Origin of the sequence: Streptomyces sp. NPDC006711, assembly GCF_042869775.1 — a bacterium.
GTDB lineage: Bacteria > Actinomycetota > Actinomycetes > Streptomycetales > Streptomycetaceae > Streptomyces.
This window is the reverse complement of record NZ_JBIAGO010000019.1, coordinates 14569-36411: the sequence shown is the minus strand read 5'-3', so window position 1 is coordinate 36411 and position 21843 is coordinate 14569. Positions and strand designations below refer to the sequence as shown.

Below are 21843 nucleotides of genomic sequence, written 5' to 3'. Positions count from 1 at the left end.
CCCCACGCTCAGGAGTGAAATGGCCGTCAACCTGGTCAATGTCGAGGCAGTCAGCAAGGTGTACGGAACCCGTGCCCTGCTCGACGGCATTTCCCTCGGCGTCTCCGAAGGGGACCGGATCGGGGTCGTCGGACGCAACGGCGACGGCAAGACCACCCTGATCCGGATGCTCGCGCAGCTGGAGGAGCCGGACACCGGGCGCGTCACACACGTGGGCGGTCTGCGGCTCGGCGTGCTCACCCAGCACGACTCGCTCGACCCGCAGGCCACCATCCGGCACGAGGTCATCGGCGACCTCGCCGACCACGAGTGGGCCGGCAACGCCAAGATCCGCGACGTGCTGACGGGCCTGTTCGGCGGGCTCGGCCTGCCGGGGTTCGCGCAGGGCCTGGACACCGTCATCGCGCCGCTCTCCGGTGGCGAGCGGCGCCGTATCGCGCTGGCCAAGCTGCTCATCGGCGAGCCCGACCTGATCGTGCTCGACGAGCCCACCAACCACCTCGACGTCGAGGGCATCAGCTGGCTGGCCCGCCACCTCCAGGCGCGCCGCTCGGCCCTCGTCTGCGTCACCCACGACCGCTGGTTCCTCGACCAGGTCTGCACCCGCATGTGGGACGTGCAGCGCGGCTCGGTCTTCGAGTACGAGGGCGGCTACTCCGACTACGTCTTCGCCCGCGCCGAGCGCGAGCGCATCGCCGCCACCGAGGAAGTCAAGCGGCAGAACCTCATGCGCAAGGAGCTGGCCTGGCTGCGCCGGGGCGCCCCGGCGCGCACCTCCAAGCCGCGCTACCGCATCGAGGCCGCCAACGAGCTGATCGCCGACGTGCCGCCGCCGCGCGACACCAGCGAGCTGATGAAGTTCGCCAACGCCCGGCTCGGCAAGACCGTCTTCGACCTGGAGGACGTGACCGTACAGGCCGGTGAGAAGCTGCTGCTCAAGCACCTCACCTGGCAGCTCGGCCCCGGCGACCGCATCGGCCTGGTCGGGGTGAACGGCGCGGGCAAGACATCGCTCCTTCGCGCGCTCACCGAGGCGTGGAACACCGGGGGCGAGGCGCAGCCCGTAGCGGGCAAGGTCGTCGTCGGCAAGACCGTCAGGCTCGCCTACCTCTCCCAGGACGTGGCCGAACTCCCGCCCGCGCTGCGGGTGTTGGAGGCCGTCCAGCAGATCCGCGACCGGGTGGACCTCGGCAAGGGCCGCGAGATGACGGCGGGTCAGCTCTGTGAGCAGTTCGGCTTCGCCAAGGAGAAGCAGTGGACGCCGGTCGGTGACCTGTCGGGTGGTGAGCGGCGGCGGCTCCAGCTGCTTCGCCTGCTCATGGACGAGCCCAACGTCCTCTTCCTCGACGAGCCCACCAACGACCTCGACATCGAGACGCTGACCCAGCTCGAAGACCTCCTCGACGGCTGGCCCGGCTCCATGGTCGTCATCTCCCACGACCGGTTCTTCATCGAGCGCACCACCGACCACGTGTGGGCGCTGCTCGGCGACGCCACGCTGCGGATGCTGCCGCGCGGCATCGACGAGTACCTGGAGCGCAGGCGGCGGATGATCGAGGAGGCGCCCGCGCCGGTCGCGGCCCCCACCGCCAAGGCCGCGCCCGCCGTCTCCGCGCAGGACGCGCGCGCCGCGAAGAAGGAGCTCCAGAAGGTGGAGCGGCAGCTCAACAAGATCAACGAGCGCGAGACAAGTCTGCATGCGCAAATCGCCGATAACGCCACGGACTTCGGGAAGGTGGCGAAGCTGGACGCGGAGCTGCGCGAACTGATCACCGAGCGGGACGAGTTGGAGATGCGCTGGCTCGAACTCGCCGAAGAGGCCTGAGTCAGGCCCGGGCCACCTGCCCGTACGGACGTCCTGCGGGGCTTGCGTAGAGACGGCGTACAGAGTCCATAACGGCGGTATCACGGGCCGGTTCTCCCTTGGGAACAGGGGCGGACCGGCCCGTGGTACGCCGTGCTCCGAGTGATAGAAAGTAGCTCCGTTCGACTGACGTAAAGACGCAAAGACGCAAATTCGGGGGTAACTCGCTGTGACCCAGCCGCCCAGTTCTCAGCCACCGCAGGGGGGCTTCGGGGCACCGCAGGACAAGCCTCAGGGACCGCCTGCTCAGCCGCCGGGGCCGCCGCCGCAGATGCCGGCCGCGCCGCCCGCCGCGCCCGCGCAGCCGCCGCAGCCGCCGTCGGCCTCGCCGCAGCCCGGGTACGGCTATCCGGGGACGCCCCCGCCGGGGCCCGGGTACGGCTACCCCCAGACGCCGCCGGCGCCCGGCTACGGCTACCCGACGGTCCCGACCGGGCCGGGCGCGCAGGACAATCCGTACGCCGCGACCCAGCAGGGCGGTTACGGCTACCCGGGTCAGCCGCAGTACCCCGGGGCGCCGATGGCGCCGGGGGGCGGGGGCGGCAAGAACCCGTTCAAGGGCAAGCCCCTGATGATCGCGGCTGCCGCGGTCGCGGGCCTGCTGGTCATCGGCGGCGGCGTGTACCTGGCGACGAGCGGGGGCGGCGACGACAAGAAGCCCGTCGCCGACAAGAGCCACAGCGCGGCCCCCAGCGGCGCCCCGACGGTCGACCAGGGTGACGGCAAGGGCGACGGACGCACCGGCAGCGACGACATCAACTCCGGCGCCAAGGCCGGTGACGCGCGGGCCTGGCTGCACGAGAACGAGACGCCGCTGCCGCAGAACGGCGCCACCCAGTACGGCCCCTGGATCGTGGGCGACACCGTCGTCAAGGCCATGTACAAGGAGATCGTCGGGTACGCGGTGGCCGACGGCAAGCAGAAGTGGTCGGTGGCGCTCGACACCCCGCTGTGCGGAGCGCCGCCGAGCCCCACCGCCGACGGCAAGACCGTCTTCGGTGTCCAGGACAGCAACACCGAGAACGCCAAGTGCAACCAGCTCCAGTTCGTCGACCTCGCCGCGGGCAAGGCCGGCTGGAAGTCCCAGGTCCCGGCGGAGGGCCTGTTCGACAGCATGATCGGCTTCCAGATGTCGATCACGGGCAACACCGTCGCCGTGGCCCGTGACATGGGCGGCGCGAGCGCGTTCTCCCTCACGGACGGCAAGAAGCTCTTCGGCACCCCCAAGACCGGTCATTGCAGCGCCGCCGCCTTCGCCGGCGGTCCCAAGCTGATAGCCGTCAGCCAGTGCATGGACCCGGGCGCCGACCTGGACGCGCCCGAGTCGGACCTGCTCCAGGAGCTCGACCCGACCACCGGCAAGCCCAAGTGGGGCTTCCAGTACGACAAGGGCTGGGCCGTCAGCCGGGTCTACTCGATGAACCCGCTGGTCGTGTACGCGACCAACAAGGACAAGAAGGCGTGGAACATCTCGACCTTCACGGCCGAAGGCAAGCTCCAGTCGGCGGTCAAGTCCCAGGCCTCGCTCACCGCGAACTGCCCCGGTCTGAGCCTGGACCGCCAGCTCCAGGGCTGCTGGGGCACGGTCGTCGACGGCAACACCCTCTATCTGCCCACCAAGAGCGCGGACAGCGGCGAGCTCGGGGTGGGCCGCACCAACGAGATCGTCGCCATCGACCTCGCCACCGGCGCCGAGAAGTGGCACGCGGCCGCGCCCAAGGGCCGCGTGATGGATCCGCTGGCCGTCGAGAACGGCAAGCTCTCGGTCTACGTGGAGCCGGGCGTCGACGGAGCGGCCGCGGTCGCGACGCTGCCGCTGACCGGCGGCGCCCCACAGATCACCCTCCAGAGCCCGTCGACGGCGGCCGGCACCGAACGCTCCTTCTTCGACCCGGTGGGCGCGTGGGCCGGCGGACGGTTCTTCCTCATGAACAGCCGGGTGAGCAGCCACAAGGACGGCTCGAAGGACAACTCGATCCTGTCCTTCGGCAAGTGACGTGCCAACTCGCCTTTCTCGTAGGTCTCCCGTACGCGACGTGAAGTCAGAGGTCTCCCCGGCATGAGCCAGCCACCCCAGCCCCAGCAGCCGCCCGAGCCGCCGAGTCGCCCCCAGAACGCGCCCCAGGGCTTCGGCGCCCCGCAGGAACCCGCGGCGCCCGGCTTCGGCGCCCCGCAGGACCCCCCGGCGTCCGGATTCGGCGCGCCCCAGGAGCCGCCGGCCGGTGGCTTCGGTACGCCCACCCCGCCGCCGCCCGCCGGGCCGCCGAGCACCCCGCCGCCCTCGGGGCCCCCGGCCTACGGCTACCCGCACACCCCGGAACCGCAGCCCGGGTACGGCTACCCGAACACCGCGCCCCAGCAGCCGGGTTACGGGTACCCGGGCCAGCCGGTTCAGCCCGGTTACCCCGGGCAGCCCGGTTACGCCGGTCAGCCCGGTTACGGCTACCCGGGCCAGCCGCCGACCCAGCCGGTGCAGCCGCAGTACGGGATGCCGGGCGCGCCCGGGCCCGGCGGGCAGCCCGGCGGCAAGAAGCCGAACACGCAGATGCTGATCATCATCGCGGCGGTCGTCGCGGTGGCGCTGATCGTCGGCGGTGGCGTCTGGTACGCGACGGGCAAGGACGGCAAGGACGACGCGAAGTCCGGCGACACCGGCGGCACCACGGGCGGCGCGGGTGGCAGCACCGGTGGCGGCGGCAAGGAGAAGGCCCCGGCCAACACCGCCGCCAAGGTGCTCTTCCAGTCGCCCCAGCCCGCGGTCACCGACCTCACCTCGGTGCTGGGCTCCTGGCTCACCGACAAGGTGTACGTCAAGACCGGCGTCAAGGAGATCGTCGGCTACGACCTCGTCAAGGGCACCCCGGTCTGGAAGCTCCCGCTGACCGGAAACGTCTGCGCGGCCACCAAGCACGTCTCCTCGGACAACAAGACCGCGTTCGCCTTCGAGACCGTGCCGGACGGTTCCAAGTACCCCTCCTGCACCGAGGCCGCCGCCCTCGACCTCAACACCGGCAAGCTGCTGTGGCAGGCCGACGTCAAGGGTGGCGACGGCGACCGCAAGACGTCGTTCGAGGAGATCACCCTCGGCGCGGGCACCGTCGCGGCGGGCGGTCCCGACGGCGGCGCGGCCTGGGACCTGAACACCGGCAAGGAGCTGTGGAAGCCCACCGCCAACACCGACCAGTGCGTGGACGCCGGGTACGGCGGCGGTGACGCGCTTGTGGCCGTCCGCAAGTGCGGCGACTACGAGAAGCCCACCGTCAGCGTGCAGACCCTCGACCCCAAGACCGGCCAGCCCCTGGCCACGTACAAGATGCTGCCGGGCATCCAGTACGCCCACATCGTCTCGACCAAGCCGCTCGTGGTCGCCGCCGACGTCGGCGACACCGCGCGCGACGGCAGCGGCATCTCGGACTTCTTCTCCATCGACGACAAGACCGGAAAGCTGCTGGCCCGCATTCCGGCGCCCGGCGCCAAGTACTCGGCCGACTGCGAAAGCACCTACGTCGAGAAGTGCTCGATGGTCGTCGCCGGCAACGGCAGGCTGTACGTGCCGACCGAGGCGCACGACAACGCCGGCGGGACGGACGCGTTCGGACACACCAACGAAATCCTCGCCTTCGACCTGGCCACCGGGCAGGCCGTGCCCGGCCGGGCGGACGCGGGCGACGGCTACACGACGTACCCGTTGCGCATGGACGGCAACAACGTCATCGCCTACCGCGAAGGCCCCTACAACAAGGGCAGCGAGGTCGTCAGCATCGACGGCGGCAGCCTCAAGGCGACGCTGCTCATGGAGAACCCGGCCGAGCGGTCGGTGCGGGAGGCCATGTCGCAGTTCCTGCCGCAGTACTCCGACATGGACTACGGCAACGGCCGCCTGTACCTGGGGGCGACGCGCCTGAGCAAGCCGTACTCGAACGACGACTCCGAGAAGAAGTTCCTGTTCATCGCGACCGGTACGGGCTGAGCCCCGGCCGCGCCCGCGTCGTCGGGGCCCCGGTGGTGGATCTGCTTCCGCCACCGGGGCCCCGCCCTTTGTGCCCGCTTGCCCTTTCGCGTACTTCCTCAACTGGGCCCGTATGCAGGAGAATTCGGCATTCCGTGGGCTTCTCGCCGGTAAGCGGCACGCGGCGTCGAACAAGCGTGTAGCTTGCCGGGGCAAGAGGGGCCGGGGGGATGGGGGTAGCTCGATGGGCGTGCGGCTCATGGTGGTCGACGATCACCGGCTGCTCGCCGAGGCACTTGCCTCGGCGCTGAAACTGCGGGGACACCGGGTGCTCGCCGCGACGGCTCCGGTCGCGGGCGCCGCGGAGCTCGTCGTGAGCCGGGCGCCCGAGGTGTGCCTGCTCGGCACGGCCGCGCCCGCCGAGCCCGGGGTGTTCGACCCGATCGTCCGGATCAAGAAGGAGCGGCCCCAGGTCGCCGTGGTGGTGCTCGGGCCGGTGCCGAGCCCTCGGGGGATCGCGGCGGCGTTCGCGGCCGGGGCGTCCGGGTATGTGCGGCACGACGAGCGCATAGAGGGGGTCGAGCGGGCCATGGTCAAGGCGCGGGCGGGGGAGTCGGCGGTCGCCCCGCAGCTGCTCCAGGGCGCGTTCGCCGAACTCCTCAACCCCGCGGCTCAGCCCCATGACGAGGGGCAGCGCCTGCTTCAGCTGCTGACGCCGCGGGAGGTGGAGGTGCTGGTGCGGGTGGCTGACGGGGAGGATACGCGGGTGATCGCGGCGGGGATGGGGATCGCGCCGTCCACGGCCCGCACGCATGTCCAGCGCGTGCTGATGAAACTCGGCGTCGGGTCTCGTCTGGAGGCCGCCGCCCTGGCTGCCAGAACCGGCCTCCTGGCCCGCGCCACCCCATAACCATGGCCGCCCTGAGGCCGCCGCCCGGGGCGCGGGGAACTGCGCGCCCAGCCACGCACGGCCCGCAGCCAGGGCCCCTGGGGCTCCGCCCCAGACCCCGTTCGGCCTGAACGGCCTCGTCCTCAATCGCCGGACGGGCTGAGGTATGCCCACGCGGGTCAGCACCGGCCCCGCCAGGGGCGCGGGGAACTGCGCGAGGAGCGCCCACGGTCCGCAGCCGGGGCCCCTGGGGCTCCGCCCAGACCCCGTTCGCGCTGAACGCGCTCGTCCTCAAACTCCCCCAAGGCCTTAAGGGCCAGGGGGGACCCCCATGACGGGCTGGGTATGTGCATATGGGTCAGGGGTGAGTGGCCAGGGGCGCGGGGAACGGCGCGAGAAGCGACCACGGTCCGCAGCCGACCTCCCTGGGGCTCCGCCCCAGACCCGGGGCGCGCGGCCGAATGGGAATCGTGATGCCGCAGTCAGGTCTATCGTGCGCGAAATGAACCCCGATCACCGCACCAACGGCCGCCCGCAGCGAGCCTTCCGCCTGATCGTCACGGGAGGCGGGACCGGCGGCCACACCTACCCCGCGCTCACCGCCGTCCGTGCGCTGCGGGCCCGGCTCGCGGCCACGGGACAGACACTGGAGGTGCTGTGGGTCGGGCAGGCCGACAGCTTGGAGTCACGTGTCGCGGCGGCCGAGAACATCAGCTTCCGGGCGGTCGCCACAGGCAAGATCCGGCGCTCAAGCAATCCGCTGAAGATGATCTCGCCGGCGAACGTGAAGGACATGGGCCGTGTTCCGCTCGGCATTGCCCAGGCCAGGAAGGCGATCTCCGAGTTCGCCCCCGACGTGGTGCTGGCGACGGGAGGCTATGTCGCGGTTCCGGTGGGGGTCGCGGCGGCGCGGCTGTGCCACCGGCCCCTTGTGATCCACGAGCAGACCGTCCGGCTGGGTCTGGCCAACAAGAGCCTCGCCGGCGCGGCCACCCGCATCGCCGTGTCGTCGCCATCCACGCTGCCCCTGCTGCCGGAACAGGCCCGCAAGTCGGCCGTGGTGACAGGAAATCCCGTGCGGCCCGAGGTCCTGACGGGGCAAGCGGACAACGCGGTCAGCGCTCTGGACATTCACTCCTTCGACCGGACTCTGCCGACCGTCTATGTGACCGGCGGCGCCCAGGGCTCGCTCCAGATCAACACCGTCGTGGCTGAGGTTCTGCCGTGGCTGCTGGGCCGTGCCAACGTGATCCACCAGTGCGGGCCGGACCACGTCGAAGGCCTGCGCCGGCAGGCCGCGACGCTCGCCGGTGATCTCGCGGGCCGCTACTACGTGACCGGATTCGTCGGCGCCGAACTTCCGGATGTCCTGGCCCTGGCCGACGTGGTGATTTCGCGAAGCGGTGCGGGCACGATCGCCGAGCTGACCGCGCTGGGCAAAGCGTCCGTGCTCATCCCTCTGGCGACGTCGGCAGGCGGCGAACAGGCGCACAACGCCCGGCACTTGCACGAGACCGGCGCCGCGGTAGCCCTGCTCGGCGAGGTGACCGGCGCCCGTCTGCGCGAGGCCGTTGCGCCCTTGCTCGCGGACGCCGACCGCCGTGCGGGTGTCGCCCGGCAGGCCCGGTCGCAGGGGCGGCCGGACGCTGCCGAACAACTGGTGGACGTTCTCCTGTCAGCCGCCGGTCACTGACCGGCCGGCGGAGGTCTCTCGGGTCCAGTCGCCGCGGTCGCCGAGCGCGCCGTTATCCCGGTTGTAGTGGGTGATCGCCCGGGAGGCGTCCTGCGGTCTGGGCGTGATGCGCTCAAGCCGGGGCAGTGTGTCCGAGATCAGCAGACGCCCGTATGCCATGGCCCGCGCCCACACGTCCTTGACCTCGTCGTGGTCCGGCCAGATGGTGAAGCCGGCCTGGGCCAGCACGGGCCCGGAGTCGATGCCGGGGTCGATGGTGTGGATGGTGATGCCGTGGCGGTGCTCGTGGTTGTGCAGGGCCCAGTTCACCGGCCGGGCTCCTCGGTACTCGGGAAGCGGCCCGGGGTGGCAGTTGATGATGTGCGGCGTGGCCTCGATCAGACTCTCGCCGATGATCTTGTCGTAGAGGACGCTGAACACGAGGTCGCACCGCCCCGGTTCGAGCTCCCGCCAGTCGCCGGACGCCACGATCCGGGCCTCGGGCCAGCGTTCGGTGACGTAGCCGGTCAGGCTGATGTCCCACTGCGGCTCGGGTGTGGTGGGGATGACGGTGTCCAGCAGGGTGCCCGGCAGCCGTGCGATCACGTCGCAGGCGTGGGCGGCCAGCGCGCCCTTCCCAAGGACGGCAGCGCGCCTCATGCCAGAGCCTCTTCCAGCGCCTGGGCGACCACCTTCACGTCCCGCTCTGTCATGTGCTGGTGGAAGGGCAGCGTCAGGATCTGTCCGGCGACGGCCTCGGTGATTGGCAGGGGCCGGTGCCAGGGAGAGAAGGCCGTCTGCTGGTGGTTGGGCGGGTAGTGCACGCCGACGCCGATCCCCCTGGTCCGCATGGACTCGAAGACGCGGTCGCGGCTGGGGACCTTCACCACGCACAGTGAGGGCACGGACTGGTCCACGTCCACATCGACCAGCACCGCCCCGTCCACGCGGGCCAGGGCCTCGGCGTACGTGCGCCACAGAGCCTTGCGGGTGGCCTGGGCTTTGGCGAAGTTCTCCATCTGAGCCAGGCCGATCGCGGCGTTGAGCTGTGACATGTGGGCCCGCAGTCCGATGCCGTCTACGTCGTATGCGGTGCTGCGGGCGCGCTCGGCTGCCGTGGCCGTCATGCCCACCATGCGCATCGTGCGGGCCTGGTCGGCCTGCCGGGCGGTGGCAGGGATGACCGCGCCGCCCTGGCCGCACGTGAGGTTCTTGATCGGGCCGAACGAGAAACAGGTCACGGCGTCGGTGGCGCCGACGAACCGGTCTGCCCGCCGGGAGCCGAAGGCGTGCGCGGCGTCTTCCACGACGGTGATGTTCCGCTCCGCGAGATCGTCGCGCAGGGCGTCCAGGCCGACAGCCCGGCCGCCGTACAGGACTGGCACCACGGCGCGCGTGTGCGGGGTGAGGGCGTCTTTCACGCTCTGGTGGTCGACGCACAGGGTATCGGGGTTGATCTCGGCGAAGCGGGGGTGTGCGCCGCTGGCGAGGATGGCCTGCACGGTCGCGCAGAACGTCATGGACGGCACGACGACTTCGTCTCCGGGGCCGATGCCCGCAGTGGTCAGGGCGATCTGGAGCGCGGCGGTGCAGGTGGAGACGGCGACGGCGTCGGGCACGCCGAGGAAGTCCGCGATCGCTTTCTCGAACTCCTCGGTGACGGGGCCGTGCCCGAACTGACCCGTGTCCAGAACCTGGGCGATGGCCGCTGCCTCGCCGCCGTACAGGAACGGTGCGGCGTTCCTTCCGAAACCGGTGATGTCCATGGGTCCTCCTTGGATGCCGGGCGGTGCGGGGTGTTCAGAGGGCGGCGGGGGCGACCCTGATCTGGGCCGTGGGGGCGTGCGGGTTGCGCAGGAGCGGGGCCCAGCGCTCGGGGTGGTTCTGGTACCAGTGGGCGGTCTGTGCGAGGCCTTCTTCGAGGTCGTGGACCGGGTGGTACCCGAGGCTGTCGGCGATCTTCGACCAGTCCATGGCGTAGCGCAGATCGTTGGCCCGCCGGTCGCTCACGTAGGCCACCGACTCCCAGCCGGCGCCGCAGACGCGAAGAATCTTCTCGGTGAGTTCTTTGCCGGTCAGGTCGGTTCCGCCGCCGATGTTGTAGACCTCGCCCGGGTGGCCGGAGCGCAGGACGAGGTCGATTCCCTGGCAGTTGTCCTCTACGTGCAGCCAGTTGCGTACGTGCTCACCCCGGCCGTGGAGCGTGACGGGCTCGCCCTTGAACAGGCGGGTCATGAACAGCGGGATGACCTTCTCGGGGTGTTGGCCCGTCCCGTAGTTGTTGCTGGAGCGGGTGACGCTGACGGGGACGCCGTAGGTCTGGAAGTAGGAGAGGGCGATGAGGTCGCCGGCCGACTTCGACGCGGCGTACGGCACGGACGGACGCAGCGGATACAACTCGTCGGCCTTCCCGGTCGGCAGCGGCCCGTAGACCTCATCCGTGGAGACGTGGACGAACTTGGTCACGCCGTGACGGTGGGCTGCGTCGAGGAGGATCTGGGTGCCGAGGACGTTCGTGGCAAGGAAGTTGCCGGCTTCGAAGAACGAACGGTCGACGTGGGACTCGGCGGCGAAGTGGACGATCGCCGCGTGCTCGGCCACGAGTTCGCTGACGAGCGCGGTGTCGAGGATGTTCCCCTCCACGAAGGTCAGCTTCGGGGAGAGGAAGGCTTCGCCCAGGTTCTCCTTGTGGCCGGCGTAGGTGAGGGCGTCGAGCACGGTCACCCTCGCCACGTCGTCGGCCTTGAGGAGACGCTTGACGAAGTGGGAGCCGATGAACCCTGCGCCACCGGTAACGAGAACTGTGTCCATGGGGCTGCCCTCAATCTGTGAGTGGGTGATGTGGCCGGCCGGGGCGGCCCCACCGACGGGGCCGCCCCGTTCCGCCCAGACAGGGGAACTGGACGGTCTGAAGCTCCGGCGTCCGGCGGAACATCCCCAGGCCGGGCGCTCGGTGCCGGGCGGTCGTGTTCACGGGTTCTCCGTCGCATTCCGGGGCTGAGGGCGGCAGCGGACCGCGCGACGGTGGAGCAGGACGCTCCCGTGCGGTCCGCTGCCTGACGCCTTGAGAACTCGGGGAGCCATGTGTTCGGCCAAGATTCCCGAGGCGGTGTCCCCGAGTGAAGCGCCGGGGAATGGAGGCGGTAACCCCACGCCGGGGCCCCCACGGTGGGTACATTCCGTGGGAGGTAGGCCCAACTGAGGGGGCTCGCATGACCTTTCCCGCATCACCGGCGGCACTGCCCCAGACGTTGCTCGCCGACATCAGGGTCGGTGCGGCGTTGGCACGCCGAGATGTCGGCGCCGTGTTCGCCATCGCCCATGACGAGGCAGGCATCAGCTTCAACCGCATCAGCGAGGCATGTCAGATCCGGGCGGAACGGGTTAGCCGGATGGCCAGGGGGGATGGGACGGTCAGTTCCCTTCCCGTGCTGGAACGGATCGCCGACGGACTGCGGATCCCGGGGCGGGACTTAGGCTTGGCGGAAAGACCCTGGGAAGTCCCGGGGTCCACAACCCGCCCTGAAACCAGTGGAGATGAAGACCCAATGAAGCGCCGCGACGTGTTGCGCGGCGCGCTCGCTGCCGGTCTGGCAGGTCCCGGGCTCGCCGCTTTAACGACCACCCGCAACGACATCGACGCCGCCCTCGCCGCCGACCACACGAACCCGGATCTCAGCTACTGGGAGAACACCGCCGAGCGGTACGGCTACGGTTACCACGGCCAGGCCCCCGCCGACGTACTGGCCGACCTCAGCGAGGAAGTCGACGCCCTCAAGCTGCTGCTGCTGGTACCCCGGACCGACAGGGACCGCACGACCCTGTCCCACGTCACCGGACGGATGACCGGCATGATCGCCATCGTCCTCCACGACCTCGGCCAGCACCGCGAAGCCCACCGCTGGTTCGCGACCGCCGCCCGCGCGGCCGAACGCTCCGGAGACCCCCTCCTGCACTCCTGGGTCCTGGGCCGCGAAGCGATGGTCCCCCTCAACTACGGCGCCCCGCAGGCCGCCGCCCAACTCGCCGAGAAAGCCCGCCACCTGGCCGGTAACAAGCCCAGCGCGGCCGCAGTCCTCGCGGCCGCGGTCGCCTCCCGCGCCTACGCCATCGGCGGCCACCGCGACCAGGCCCTCGAAGCGGTCACCGCCGTCGAGAAGCTGGCCGACCAGCTCAGCCCGCAACAGCACGCCGACACCTGGTTCGGCTACCCGATGCAGAAGCACCACGTCCACATGAGCCAGGCCCTCACCCTCCTCGGCGAAACCGGGCGAGCCTACGAGGCCCAGCGGGCCGCGCTGGAGCTGTCACGGGCCCCGTCGCTCATGACGAGAGCCCTGATCGCGATCGATGAAGCCTCCTGCCGGGTGCACGACGGCGACCGCGAAGCAGCAGTCGGCATCGTGACCCAGGCCTACGGCGGACTCCCGGCGGCCTACCGGACCGGCCTCACCCGGACCCGCGCGCTCGCCCTGTACCGAGCCCTCCCGGCCGACACTCCTGGCCGCACCCAGCTCGCTGACGCGCTCGCCAGCTGATCGGTCGGGGAGGCGAGCGAAGCCCCCGTCTCCGAAATCGCCGGACGGGCTGAGGATGCCGGCGTGGGCCACCCCCAGCCCCGCCAGGGGCGCGGGGAACTGCGCGAGAAGCGACCACGGCCCGCAGCCGACCTCCCTGGGGCTCCGCCCCAGACCCCGTTCGGCCTGAACGGCCTCGTCCTCAATCGCCGGACGGGCTGAGGTATGCCCACGCGGGCCAGCACCGGCCCCGCCAGGGGCGCGGGGAACTGCGCGGACCCGGGCTGGGGCGGGCCCGGGTTCCCGGCTAACCGGGTCAGTTGTTCGGCGGGGCCGGCGGAGCCGTGGGGCGGAGTTTTAGCCAGGTCAGGAAGAACAGCCCCAGGGCCAGCATCCCCAACCCCGTCCACAGGTTGATGTTGATCCCCTGCGCCTTCCTCAGGTCCGCGTCGGACGCCATCACCCCGGCCACCGTCACGATCACCCCGTACAGGGTGAACAGCCCCCCGATGATCCGACGGATGTCGAACAGCCGCGCCGCGGACGCCGACTTCCGCTCCAACTCCGTTACCTCGTCCCGCACTTCGGGCGATTCAGGCATGGTGTGACTCCAGTCGTCAGTCGTCAGTCGTCAGAACGAGTAGGGGACGTAACACAGCGCGGCCAGCACGATCGCGCCCCAGCCCAGCAGCGCCGGCCGCCGGTACCACGCGCTGTCGCCCTCGGCGGGCGGCTCCTCGACGCCGGGGGACTTCGTCCCGTACACCAGACCCGCCAGCTCCGCCGCCGGCTTCGGCGCGGTGAAGAGCGTCACCACCACCATCACCACCGCACCCGCCACGAATCCGACGATCGCCGAGACGAAGTTGGCGCCCTGGTCGGTCGGGATCGAGATGACGCCCTGCTTGTAGATCCAGAAGTAGTTGACCATCGCGGCGGACGTACCCGCGACGAGCCCCCACACCCCGGACTTCACCGACGCCCGCTTCCAGAACATCCCGATCACGAAGACCACGAACATCGGCACGTTGAAGAAGGAGAACAGCGTCTGGAGGTAGCCCATGATGTTGGAGAAGGAGGAGGCGATGAACGCGGTGCCGATGGAGGCCAGGACGCCTATCGCCGTGATCAGCCGGCCGAAGCGCAGGTAGTACGCGTCCGGCTCGTCCTTCTTCACATACTTGGCCCAGATGTCGTACGTGAACACCGTGTTGAAGGACGACACATTCGCCGCCATGCCCGCCATGAACGCCGCGAGCAGGCCGGTCACGGCGATGCCGAGCACACCGTTGGGCAGCAGCTCCTGCATGAGGAGCGGGATCGCGTCGTTGTAGGTGAGGGACGAGCCCGGGGTGCCGATCTTGGGTACCAGGACCGCCGCGACCAGGCCCGGGATCATCACCAGGAACACGATGAACATCTTGGGGAACGCGGCGATCAGCGGGGTCCGGCGGGCCGCGCTCAGGTTCTTGGCGGACAGGGCGCGCTGCACCTCGGCGAAGTTGGTCGTCCAGTAGCCGAAGGAGAGCACGAAGCCGAGCCCGAGCACGATGGTGAGCCAGTTCGCGCCGAGCGGGTTGGCCTCGCCGATGCCGGTGCCGCCCCACGCGGAGAGGAAGTTGTCGCCGTGGCTCGCCTTGAGCGAGCCGGTCAGGCCGTCCCAGCCGCCGACCCGCTTGAGGCCGAGAATGGTCAGCGGAATGAGCGCGGCCAGGATCACGAAGAACTGGAGCACTTCGTTGTAGATCGCCGAGGAGAGCCCGCCGATGGTGATGTACGCGAGCACGAAGAGCCCGGCGACGACGATCGCCACCCACTGCGGCCAGCCGAGCAGCGCCTCCACGACGATCGACAGGGCGTACAGGTTGACGCCCGCGATCAGCACCGCCGCGAACGCGAACAGCGCCGAGGCCAGCAGGTGCGCCGACTTGTCGAAGCGCTGGAGCAGGAACTCCGGCACCGAACGCACCTTGGAGCCGTAGTAGAAGGGCATCATCACCAGGCCGAGGAAGACCATGGCCGGGATCGCGCCGATCCAGTACCAGTGCACGACCGCCACGCCGTACTGCGCGCCCGTCGCGGACATGCCCAGGATCTCCGTGGCGCCCAGGTTGGCGGCCACGAAGGCGAGGCCGGTCACCCACGCCGGCAGGGAGCGGCCCGAGAGGAAGAAGTCGAGGCTGGTCTTCACGCTGGCGCGTGCGGCGAAGCCGATGCCCAGGACGACGATGAAGTAGATCGCCAAAATCGTGTAGTCGAGCCCATTGGTGGGGAGCCGGAGCCCCGCGGCCAGAGATTGCATGCGTACCCGCTTCGTCGCGCTTACTGATCCGGACATGCCGATCCGGTCGTACCGGTCCGGGACGGGAACCTACGCCTCGATGTTCAGAAACTGAACACTTTTGATGAGATTGTTTGTTTGATTGTGATCGTGCTCGGCATCCACTCCGGTCTCACGCTCTTGGCGCGCCCTGGCGCGGGGTCATTGACGGGTGCTGTTGGCTTGTGGTTTGTTGTGTGCGATTCTGTTGGATGGTGGAGGTTCAGGTGAAGAAGACGTCGACCCGGCTCGCCGACGGCCGGGAGCTGCTCTACTACGACGCGCGGGACGACCTCGTACGGGACGAGACCGACCGGCGCCCGCTCGACCCGGTCTCCACCGCCTCCCAGCTGCGCCGCGACCCGCTGCTCGGCGACACCGTGGTCGTCGCATCGCACCGCCAGGGCCGCACCTATCTGCCTCCCGCCGACGCCTGCCCGCTCTGCCCCTCGCGCGAGGGCCGCGACAGCGAGATCCCGGCCGACGACTACGACGTCGTCGTCTTCGAGAACCGCTTCCCCTCGCTCGCCGGCGACTCCGGCCGCTGCGAGGTCGTCTGCTTCACCCCCGACCACGACTCCTCCTTCGCCGACCTCACCGAGGAACAGGCCGCCCTGGTCCTTGAGGCCTGGACCGACCGCACCGCCGACCTCGCCGAACTCCCGCAGGTCCAGCAGGTGTTCTGCTTCGAGAACCGGGGCGCCGAGGTCGGCGTCACCCTCGGCCACCCGCACGGCCAGATCTACGGCTACCCCTTCACCACCCCCCGCACCGCCCTCATGCTCCGCTCGCTGGCCGAGCACCGCGAACGCACCGGCGGGCGCAACCTCTTCGACGACGTGGTCCAGCGGGAACTGGCCGACGGCGAACGGGTGGTCCTGGAGGGCGAGCACTGGGTGGCGTTCGTGCCGTACGCCGCGCACTGGCCCTACGAGGTCCATCTGCACCCCAAGCGGCGCGTCCCCGACCTGCGGGCCCTCGACGAGGACGCGCGCGGCGAATTCCCCGGGATCTACCTGGAACTCCTGCGGCGCTTCGACCGGATCTTCGGCCCCGGCGAGCCGCCCACCCCCTACATCTCCGCCTGGCACCAGGCGCCGTTCCGGGGCGAGGGAGCCCTCGACCGCGAGGAGTTCGGGCTCCATCTGGAGCTTTTCACCATCCGACGTACTTCCGGCAAGCTGAAGTACCTCGCGGGTTCCGAATCCGGCATGAACGTGTTCATCAACGATGTGCCGCCGGAGACCGCGGCCGAGCGACTGCGAGAGGTGGCGGCTGAATGAGCAAGTACCTGGTGACGGGCGGCGCGGGGTATGTGGGCAGCGTGGTGGCGGCCCATCTGGTCGAGGCCGGCCACGACGTGACCGTGCTCGACGACCTCTCCACGGGCTTTCGCGAAGCCGTCCCGGCCGGTGCCTCCTTCATCGAGGGCCGCGTCCAGGACGCCGCCCAATGGCTCGACCCCTCCTTCGGCGCGGTGCTCCACTTCGCCGCGTTCTCGCAGGTCGGGGAGTCGGTCGCGGTCCCCGAGAAGTACTGGGCCAACAATGTCGGCGGCACCATGGCGCTGCTCGCGGCGATGCGCGACGCGGGCGTGCGCCGCCTGGTCTTCTCCTCCACGGCGGCCACCTACGGCGAACCCGTCTCTGTCCCCATCACCGAGACCGACCCGACCGCGCCCACCAGCCCCTACGGCGCCTCCAAGCTCGCCGTCGACCACATGATCGCGGGGGAGTGCGCGGCGCACGGCCTCGCCGCGGTGTCGCTGCGCTACTTCAACGTGGCGGGCGCGTACGGAACGTGCGGCGAACGCCACGCGCCGGAATCCCACCTGATCCCCCTCGTCCTCCAAGTGGCCCTGGAAGAGCGGGAGTTCATCTCCGTCTACGGCGACGACTACCCCACCCCCGACGGCACCTGCGTGCGCGACTACATCCACGTGGCGGACCTGGCGGAGGCGCACCTGCGCGCCCTCGACGCGGCGACGCCCGGCGAGCACCTGGTGTGCAACCTGGGCAACGGCAACGGGTTCTCGGTCCGCGAGGTCATCGAGACCGCCCGCAAGGTCACCGGGCACGAGATCCCCGAGGTCGTCGCGGGCCGGCGCGGCGGTGACCCGGCCGTCCTGGTCGCCTCGGCGGCGCGCGCCCACGACCGGCTCGGCTGGGCGCCCTCACGCGCGGACCTCGCAGGGATCGTGGCCGACGCGTGGACGTTCGCGCGTGGCCTGCGGGGAGCCGGCGATGAGTGAAGTGGCCGCCGGATTCCGGGAGTTGTACGGCTATGAGCCGGACGGGGTGTGGGCGGCGCCCGGCCGCGTCAACCTGATCGGTGAGTACACCGACTTCAACGAGGGCTTCGTCATGCCGCTCGCGCTGCCGCACACGGCGGTGGCGGCGGTGGCCCGGCGCGCCGACGGCGTGCTCAGGCTGCACTCGGCGGACATCGAAGGACCCGTCGTGGAACTGCGGTCCGACGCACTCGAACCGCTCTCCGGCGCGGGCTGGGCGGCGTACCCGGCGGGCGTGGTGTGGGCGCTGCGCGAGGCGGGGCACGCGGTGGGCGGCGCGGACGTCCACCTCGCCTCGACGGTGCCGACGGGCGCGGGCCTGTCGTCCTCTGCCGCCCTTGAGGTGGTGACCGCGCTCGCCCTGCGCGACCTGTACGAACTCCCGCTCACCGAAGCTGAGTTGGCGGCGCTCGCCCAGCGGGCGGAGAACGCCTTCGTCGGCGTCCCGTGCGGGATCATGGACCAGACGGCGTCGGCGTGCTGCGTCGAGGGCCAGGTGCTGCACCTCGACGCCCGCGACCTGTCCCGGCGCCAGATCCCCTTCGATCTGCCCGCGCACGGCCTGCGGCTCCTGGTCGTCGACACCCGCGTACAGCACGCGCTCGGGGACGGCGCGTATGCCGAGCGGCGCGCCGGGTGTGAGCGCGGCGCGCGGGAGCTGGGGGTGCGGACCCTGCGCGAAGTGCCCCACGCGCGACTGGCCGACGCGCTGCGCGAGCTGTCCTCGCCGGTGGTGCGGGGCTGTGTGCGGCACGTGGTGAACGAGAACGCGCGGGTCGAGCGGGTCGCCGCGCTGCTGGCGGCGGGAGACGTGCGGGGGGTGGGGCCGGTCCTGACCGAGGGGCACGCCTCCCTGCGGGACGACCTGCGGGTGTCCTGCGCGGAGCTGGACCTGGTGGTGGAGACGGCGGTGTCCGCCGGCGCGCTGGGGGCGCGGATGACGGGCGGGGGGTTCGGGGGCTCGGCGATCGTGCTGGTGGAGGAGGCGGGGGCGGACCGGGTCGCCAAGGCGCTGCGGGTCGCCTTCGAGGCGGCGGGGTCGGCCGCGCCCCGGCTGTTCGAAGCGATCCCCTCGCCGGGCGCCCGACGCATGCGTTGATCCCGCCGGGGGTGCGAGGGGCGGGTGCGGGCCGTACGTGGCTGGTCGCGCAGTTCCCCGCGCCCCTGGGTATCCGGTGCCGGCCCGTGCGAGCACTGTCAGCCCGTCATGGGGGTCCCCTGACCCTCAAGGCGCGAACGGGGTCTGGGGCGGAGCCCCGGTCAGGGGCTTGGTCAGGGTGTATTCCGTGACGCCCGGGGGGTAGTTGGGAATCGTGGCGACGATGTCGTAGCCCCGGGCCTGGTAGAAGCCCGGGGCCTGGAAGTCCCACGTCTCCACCCGCGCGTACGCGCAACCCCGCTCACGGGCCAACTCCTCCGCGCGGCTCAGCAGTTGCGTACCGAGGCCCGCCGCGCGCACACCCGGATCGACCCACAGGAGGTCGACGTGGAGCCACCCCGCCCACGTGCGCCCCACCAGCCCCCCGGCCATCAGCGCATCCTCGGTCAACCCCCAGACCTGGAGCGGCACTTCCTTCTCCGCCGCCGTCCCCCGCATCGCCCGCAGCACCGGCGACCGCTCGGTGTTCGTGTCCCGTAGCCGCCGATGGAGCTGTACTTGACGGTCCTTGTCCATTTCTGTCTCGATACGAAACATGGTGCTCACCTTAAACATTCGTGTACGCCACGTAGCCGTCCGGGTTCAAACGGTTCGGCAAAGTGCCTTCCCCTCACAGCTCGCGGCCCTACGCTGATGCACAGCACCGGTGGGGGCCGGTGTTGATCAGGGGGCGAGACAGTCGGGTACGGCGCTCGGGGGCGGGGTAGTACACAGCGCATGGCGGCGGCCGTGCGTCCGTGGTGCTCCCGGCTCCGGGCGCCGTATCCGTACCGGTCCGTCCTGTGAGCCTGGGGGTGTCACTTGGTACGGATCCGAGTTCTGGTGGTGGACGACCACCGCATCTTCGCCGAGTCGCTGGCAGCGGCCCTGGCGGCGGAGCCCGACGTGGACGTCGCGGCGGCCGGCAGCGGCCCCGCCGCGCTGCGCTGCCTGGAGCGGGGCGCGGCGGAGGGGCGCCGCTTCGATGTGATGCTCGTGGACGCGGACCTCGGCGCGTCGGCGGCGGTCCCGGTGGCCCGGGCGGTCCCCGAGGGCGGCGCGGAGGGCCTGGTGGACGGCATCTCGCTGGTCGCGGGCGTACGCGCGGGCCAGCCCGCGGTGCGTACGGTCGTCCTCGCCGAGAAGGACGATTCGGCCAGGGCCGCGCTCGCGCTCGGCGCCGGCGCGAGCGGCTGGGTCGCCAAGGACTGCTCCCTGCAACGGCTGCTCGCCGTCATCCGGGGCGTCCTGCGCGACGAGACGCATCTGCCGCCGGCGCTGCTCACCGGTGTGCTGCGGGAGCTGACGGCCGCGCGCAAGCACCGCACCGAGTCGGAACGGCTGGTGGAGTCGCTGACCCCGCGCGAGCGCGAGGTGCTGCGCTGCATGGTGGCCGGGCTCGGCCGCAAGGCGGTCGCTGAGCGGCTGTTCCTGTCCCCGCACACCGTGCGCACCCATATGCAGAACGTACTGGGCAAGCTGGGCGTGCACTCCACGCTCGCGGCCGTCGCACTGGCCCGCAGGGCGGGCGTCGGCCCGGTCGACCTAACCGGGGATGTTGTCGAACGGGGCGGTCAACTGGCGTAGCAGGGCCGCCAGTTCGCCCCGCTGGGCGCGGCTGAGCTCGCCGAGGATGGCCCGCTCCTGTTCGAGGAGTCCGGCGAGGGCCTGGTCGGCCCGGTCGCGGCCCTCGGGGGTGAGCCGCACCAGCACGCCCCGCCGGTCGCTGGGGTCGGGAAGCCGCTCGACCAGGCCCTTCTTGGCGAGCCTGTCGATCCGGTTGGTCATCGTGCCCGAGGTGACCAGGGTCTGCGTCAGCAGCTGCCCCGGAGAGAGCTGGTAGGGGGCGCCCGCGCGCCGAAGCGACGTCAGGACGTCGAACTCCCAGGGCTCCAGGCTGTGCTCGGCGAAGGCGAGCCGGCGGGCCCGGTCGAGATGGCGCGCAAGCCGGCTGACCCGGCTCAGGACCTCAAGCGGTTCCACGTCGAGGTCCGGGCGCTCTCGGCGCCATGCTGCCACCAGTCGGTCGACCTCGTCCTCCATGTCGATCAGTGTAAAGGGTTCCTCGACATGAAGTCTCTTGACGTCAAGATATATATCGAGCCACCATTGGGCATGGAGGGGCCGGGACTCCGTTCCGCTTCGCTCAGCCGCACCTGCAAGGGGGCTCGAACATGCATTCCGATTCGTCGTCGACCACACCGGCCGGGCCGCCGGTCTGGGATCCGCAGCAGTACCTGCGCCACGCCGGGCACCGCACCCGTCCGTTCCTCGACCTGCTCACCCGCATACCCGACCTGCCCACGAGCGGGGGCCTCTCGCCCCGGATAGCCGACCTCGGCTGCGGCCCCGGCAATGTCACCGCCCGCCTCGCCGACCGCTGGCCCGACGCCCGCATCACCGGCTTCGACCTCTCCCCGCAGATGCTCGCCCAGGCCGACAAGGACTACGCGGGCACCACCCCGGGCGGCGGCTGGCTCGATTTCCAGGTCGCCGACGCCACGCACTGGGTGCCCGGCGAACCGTACGACCTGATCGTCTCCAACGCGGCCCTGCAATGGGTGCCCAACCACCCCGATTCCTTCCCCGCCTGGATCGACGGCCTCGCCCCCGGCGGCACCTTCGCCTTCCAGGTGCCGGGCAATTTCACCTCACCCAGCCACGCCATCCTCGCCGAGCTGTGCGAATCCCCGCGCTGGCGCACCCGCCTCGGCGACCACGGCCGCCGCTACGTCCATGTCCTCGAACCCGCCGACTACCTCACCAAGCTCGCCGACCTCGGCTGCGAGACCGACGCCTGGGAAACCGTCTACTGCCAGCTGCTCACCGGCCAGGACCCCGTCCTCGACTGGGTGAAGGGCACCGCCCTGCGCCCCGTGCTGACCGCGCTCGACGGCGACCAGCAGGCCGTGGACGCGCTGCTCACCGAATACCGCGACCGCCTGCGCGAGGCCTACCCACCGGGCCCCCACGGCACGGTCTTCCCCTTCCGCCGGATCTTCGCGGTGGCCCGCAAGAAGTAGCCCGGGAGACCCGGAAGACCCGGAAGACCGGAAAGGCCCGCCAGGCCCGCGCGGAACCTGCCGGGCCACCGGCGGTTCTACTCACAGGACCCGGTCGGCAACCGGCTGGAGTTCCTGGAGCCATTGGCGTAACCGGCCGGCCGTAGAACGGGGGAGCGCCCTGCCCCTCGCGTGGGGGACA

The 21843-nt window shown here is 70.8% G+C and carries 18 protein-coding genes and 1 pseudogene; 12 read left to right on the top strand and 7 right to left on the bottom strand.

Annotation, left to right across the window (positions count from 1 at the left end; genetic code table 11):
• Positions 1–19: 19 nt before the first annotated feature.
• The 5 genes from ACFYM2_RS29050 to ACFYM2_RS29030 all read left to right on the top strand — a co-directional run bounded on the left by ACFYM2_RS29050 (position 20) and on the right by ACFYM2_RS29030 (position 8395).
• Positions 20–1825 carry an ABC-F family ATP-binding cassette domain-containing protein gene (locus ACFYM2_RS29050; RefSeq protein WP_388840331.1) on the top strand — a complete coding sequence of 602 codons (1806 nt, stop codon included), beginning with the start codon at positions 20–22 and terminating at the stop codon, positions 1823–1825.
• 310 nt (positions 1826–2135) lie between these two features.
• A complete protein-coding gene (locus tag ACFYM2_RS29045) occupies positions 2136–3860 on the top strand; it encodes a PQQ-binding-like beta-propeller repeat protein (RefSeq protein WP_388461467.1) in 1725 nt (574 codons plus the stop codon).
• 63 nt (positions 3861–3923) lie between these two features.
• Complete coding sequence (locus ACFYM2_RS29040) at positions 3924–5834, top strand: PQQ-binding-like beta-propeller repeat protein (RefSeq protein ID WP_388840328.1); 1911 nt, start codon at positions 3924–3926, stop codon at positions 5832–5834.
• 223 nt (positions 5835–6057) lie between these two features.
• Positions 6058–6723 carry a LuxR C-terminal-related transcriptional regulator gene (locus tag ACFYM2_RS29035; protein WP_359008232.1) on the top strand — a complete coding sequence of 222 codons (666 nt, stop codon included), beginning with the start codon at positions 6058–6060 and terminating at the stop codon, positions 6721–6723.
• Positions 6724–7204: 481 nt separating this feature from the next.
• Entirely contained in the window at positions 7205–8395 is a 1191-nt protein-coding gene (locus tag ACFYM2_RS29030; RefSeq protein ID WP_359009070.1) for a UDP-N-acetylglucosamine--N-acetylmuramyl-(pentapeptide) pyrophosphoryl-undecaprenol N-acetylglucosamine transferase, read from the top strand.
• On the opposite strand, the gene ACFYM2_RS29025 is transcribed toward ACFYM2_RS29030, so the two are convergent.
• Genes ACFYM2_RS29025 through rfbB form a run of 3 tightly spaced genes read right to left on the bottom strand, consistent with a single transcriptional unit; the run spans position 8378 to position 11185 of the window.
• On the bottom strand, positions 8378–9034 hold the full coding sequence (locus tag ACFYM2_RS29025; protein ID WP_359009072.1) for a formyltransferase family protein: 657 nt from the start codon (positions 9032–9034) through the stop codon (positions 8378–8380). The genes ACFYM2_RS29030 and ACFYM2_RS29025 overlap by 18 nt on opposite strands.
• Positions 9031–10140, bottom strand: coding sequence for a DegT/DnrJ/EryC1/StrS family aminotransferase (locus ACFYM2_RS29020; protein WP_388840322.1), 1110 nt, complete (start codon positions 10138–10140; stop codon positions 9031–9033). Before ACFYM2_RS29020 ends, ACFYM2_RS29025 begins: the two co-directional genes overlap by 4 nt.
• 34 nt (positions 10141–10174) lie before the next feature.
• Positions 10175–11185, bottom strand: a complete 1011-nt coding sequence (gene rfbB, locus ACFYM2_RS29015; protein ID WP_388462623.1) for a dTDP-glucose 4,6-dehydratase — start codon at positions 11183–11185, stop codon at positions 10175–10177.
• 737 nt (positions 11186–11922) lie between these two features.
• Between rfbB and ACFYM2_RS29010 the strand changes: the two genes are divergently transcribed.
• Complete coding sequence (locus tag ACFYM2_RS29010; RefSeq protein ID WP_388840319.1) at positions 11923–12912, top strand: hypothetical protein; 990 nt, start codon at positions 11923–11925, stop codon at positions 12910–12912.
• A 295-nt stretch (positions 12913–13207) separates the two neighbouring features.
• On the opposite strand, the gene ACFYM2_RS29005 is transcribed toward ACFYM2_RS29010, so the two are convergent.
• Entirely contained in the window at positions 13208–13492 is a 285-nt protein-coding gene (locus ACFYM2_RS29005) for a hypothetical protein (protein WP_359008402.1), read from the bottom strand.
• Positions 13493–13522: 30 nt separating this feature from the next.
• Positions 13523–15193 carry a sodium:solute symporter family protein gene (locus ACFYM2_RS29000; RefSeq protein ID WP_359008404.1) on the bottom strand — a complete coding sequence of 557 codons (1671 nt, stop codon included), beginning with the start codon at positions 15191–15193 and terminating at the stop codon, positions 13523–13525.
• A 245-nt stretch (positions 15194–15438) separates the two neighbouring features.
• Between ACFYM2_RS29000 and galT the strand changes: the two genes are divergently transcribed.
• Genes galT through galK form a run of 3 tightly spaced genes read left to right on the top strand, consistent with a single transcriptional unit; the run spans position 15439 to position 18600 of the window.
• Entirely contained in the window at positions 15439–16494 is a 1056-nt protein-coding gene (gene galT, locus ACFYM2_RS28995; protein WP_388840316.1) for a galactose-1-phosphate uridylyltransferase, read from the top strand.
• The gene (gene galE, locus ACFYM2_RS28990; RefSeq protein ID WP_388840313.1) at positions 16491–17462 is read left to right on the top strand and encodes a UDP-glucose 4-epimerase GalE; all 972 of its coding nucleotides are present in this window, start codon (positions 16491–16493) and stop codon (positions 17460–17462) included. The genes galT and galE overlap by 4 nt, the downstream gene beginning before the upstream one ends.
• Positions 17455–18600 carry a galactokinase gene (gene galK, locus ACFYM2_RS28985; protein ID WP_388840310.1) on the top strand — a complete coding sequence of 382 codons (1146 nt, stop codon included), beginning with the start codon at positions 17455–17457 and terminating at the stop codon, positions 18598–18600. The genes galE and galK overlap by 8 nt, the downstream gene beginning before the upstream one ends.
• Positions 18601–18726: 126 nt before the next feature.
• Here the strand turns inward: galK and ACFYM2_RS28980 are convergent, their stop codons facing one another.
• A complete protein-coding gene (locus ACFYM2_RS28980) occupies positions 18727–19197 on the bottom strand; it encodes a GNAT family N-acetyltransferase (RefSeq protein ID WP_359008410.1) in 471 nt (156 codons plus the stop codon).
• 264 nt (positions 19198–19461) lie between these two features.
• On the opposite strand from ACFYM2_RS28980, the gene ACFYM2_RS28975 reads away from it, so the two are divergent.
• Complete coding sequence (locus ACFYM2_RS28975) at positions 19462–20226, top strand: response regulator transcription factor (RefSeq protein ID WP_359008412.1); 765 nt, start codon at positions 19462–19464, stop codon at positions 20224–20226.
• Here the strand turns inward: ACFYM2_RS28975 and tamR are convergent.
• Positions 20185–20682, bottom strand: a complete 498-nt coding sequence (tamR, locus tag ACFYM2_RS28970) for a MarR family transcriptional regulator TamR (RefSeq protein ID WP_359008414.1) — start codon at positions 20680–20682, stop codon at positions 20185–20187. The genes ACFYM2_RS28975 and tamR overlap by 42 nt on opposite strands.
• 131 nt (positions 20683–20813) lie before the next feature.
• On the opposite strand from tamR, the gene ACFYM2_RS28965 reads away from it, so the two are divergent.
• Together ACFYM2_RS28965 and ACFYM2_RS28960 are read left to right on the top strand one after the other, a co-directional pair.
• Entirely contained in the window at positions 20814–21662 is an 849-nt protein-coding gene (locus ACFYM2_RS28965) for a trans-aconitate 2-methyltransferase (RefSeq protein ID WP_350230826.1), read from the top strand.
• Positions 21663–21716: 54 nt separating this feature from the next.
• A pseudogene (locus ACFYM2_RS28960) lies at positions 21717–21794 on the top strand (glyoxalase); the annotation flags it as partial.
• Positions 21795–21843 lie beyond the last annotated feature (49 nt).

What these genes read in the sequence shown, in the direction of transcription:
- ACFYM2_RS29025 (WP_359009072.1), bottom strand. Translation starts at nt 9,034, where the DNA reads ATGAGGCGCGCTGCCGTCCTTGGGAAGGGCGCGCTGGCCGCCCACGCC.
- ACFYM2_RS28980 (WP_359008410.1), bottom strand. Translation starts at nt 19,197, where the DNA reads ATGTTTCGTATCGAGACAGAAATGGACAAGGACCGTCAAGTACAGCTC.
- galE (WP_388840313.1), top strand. Translation starts at nt 16,491, where the DNA reads ATGAGCAAGTACCTGGTGACGGGCGGCGCGGGGTATGTGGGCAGCGTG.
- ACFYM2_RS29010 (WP_388840319.1), top strand. Translation starts at nt 11,923, where the DNA reads ATGAAGCGCCGCGACGTGTTGCGCGGCGCGCTCGCTGCCGGTCTGGCA.
- ACFYM2_RS29035 (WP_359008232.1), top strand. Translation starts at nt 6,058, where the DNA reads ATGGGCGTGCGGCTCATGGTGGTCGACGATCACCGGCTGCTCGCCGAG.
- ACFYM2_RS29040 (WP_388840328.1), top strand. Translation starts at nt 3,924, where the DNA reads ATGAGCCAGCCACCCCAGCCCCAGCAGCCGCCCGAGCCGCCGAGTCGC.
- ACFYM2_RS29005 (WP_359008402.1), bottom strand. Translation starts at nt 13,492, where the DNA reads ATGCCTGAATCGCCCGAAGTGCGGGACGAGGTAACGGAGTTGGAGCGG.
- ACFYM2_RS29020 (WP_388840322.1), bottom strand. Translation starts at nt 10,140, where the DNA reads ATGGACATCACCGGTTTCGGAAGGAACGCCGCACCGTTCCTGTACGGC.
- tamR (WP_359008414.1), bottom strand. Translation starts at nt 20,682, where the DNA reads ATGGAGGACGAGGTCGACCGACTGGTGGCAGCATGGCGCCGAGAGCGC.
- galK (WP_388840310.1), top strand. Translation starts at nt 17,455, where the DNA reads ATGAGTGAAGTGGCCGCCGGATTCCGGGAGTTGTACGGCTATGAGCCG.
- ACFYM2_RS29045 (WP_388461467.1), top strand. Translation starts at nt 2,136, where the DNA reads ATGCCGGCCGCGCCGCCCGCCGCGCCCGCGCAGCCGCCGCAGCCGCCG.
- ACFYM2_RS29030 (WP_359009070.1), top strand. Translation starts at nt 7,205, where the DNA reads ATGAACCCCGATCACCGCACCAACGGCCGCCCGCAGCGAGCCTTCCGC.
- rfbB (WP_388462623.1), bottom strand. Translation starts at nt 11,185, where the DNA reads ATGGACACAGTTCTCGTTACCGGTGGCGCAGGGTTCATCGGCTCCCAC.
- ACFYM2_RS29050 (WP_388840331.1), top strand. Translation starts at nt 20, where the DNA reads ATGGCCGTCAACCTGGTCAATGTCGAGGCAGTCAGCAAGGTGTACGGA.
- ACFYM2_RS29000 (WP_359008404.1), bottom strand. Translation starts at nt 15,193, where the DNA reads ATGCAATCTCTGGCCGCGGGGCTCCGGCTCCCCACCAATGGGCTCGAC.
- ACFYM2_RS28965 (WP_350230826.1), top strand. Translation starts at nt 20,814, where the DNA reads ATGCATTCCGATTCGTCGTCGACCACACCGGCCGGGCCGCCGGTCTGG.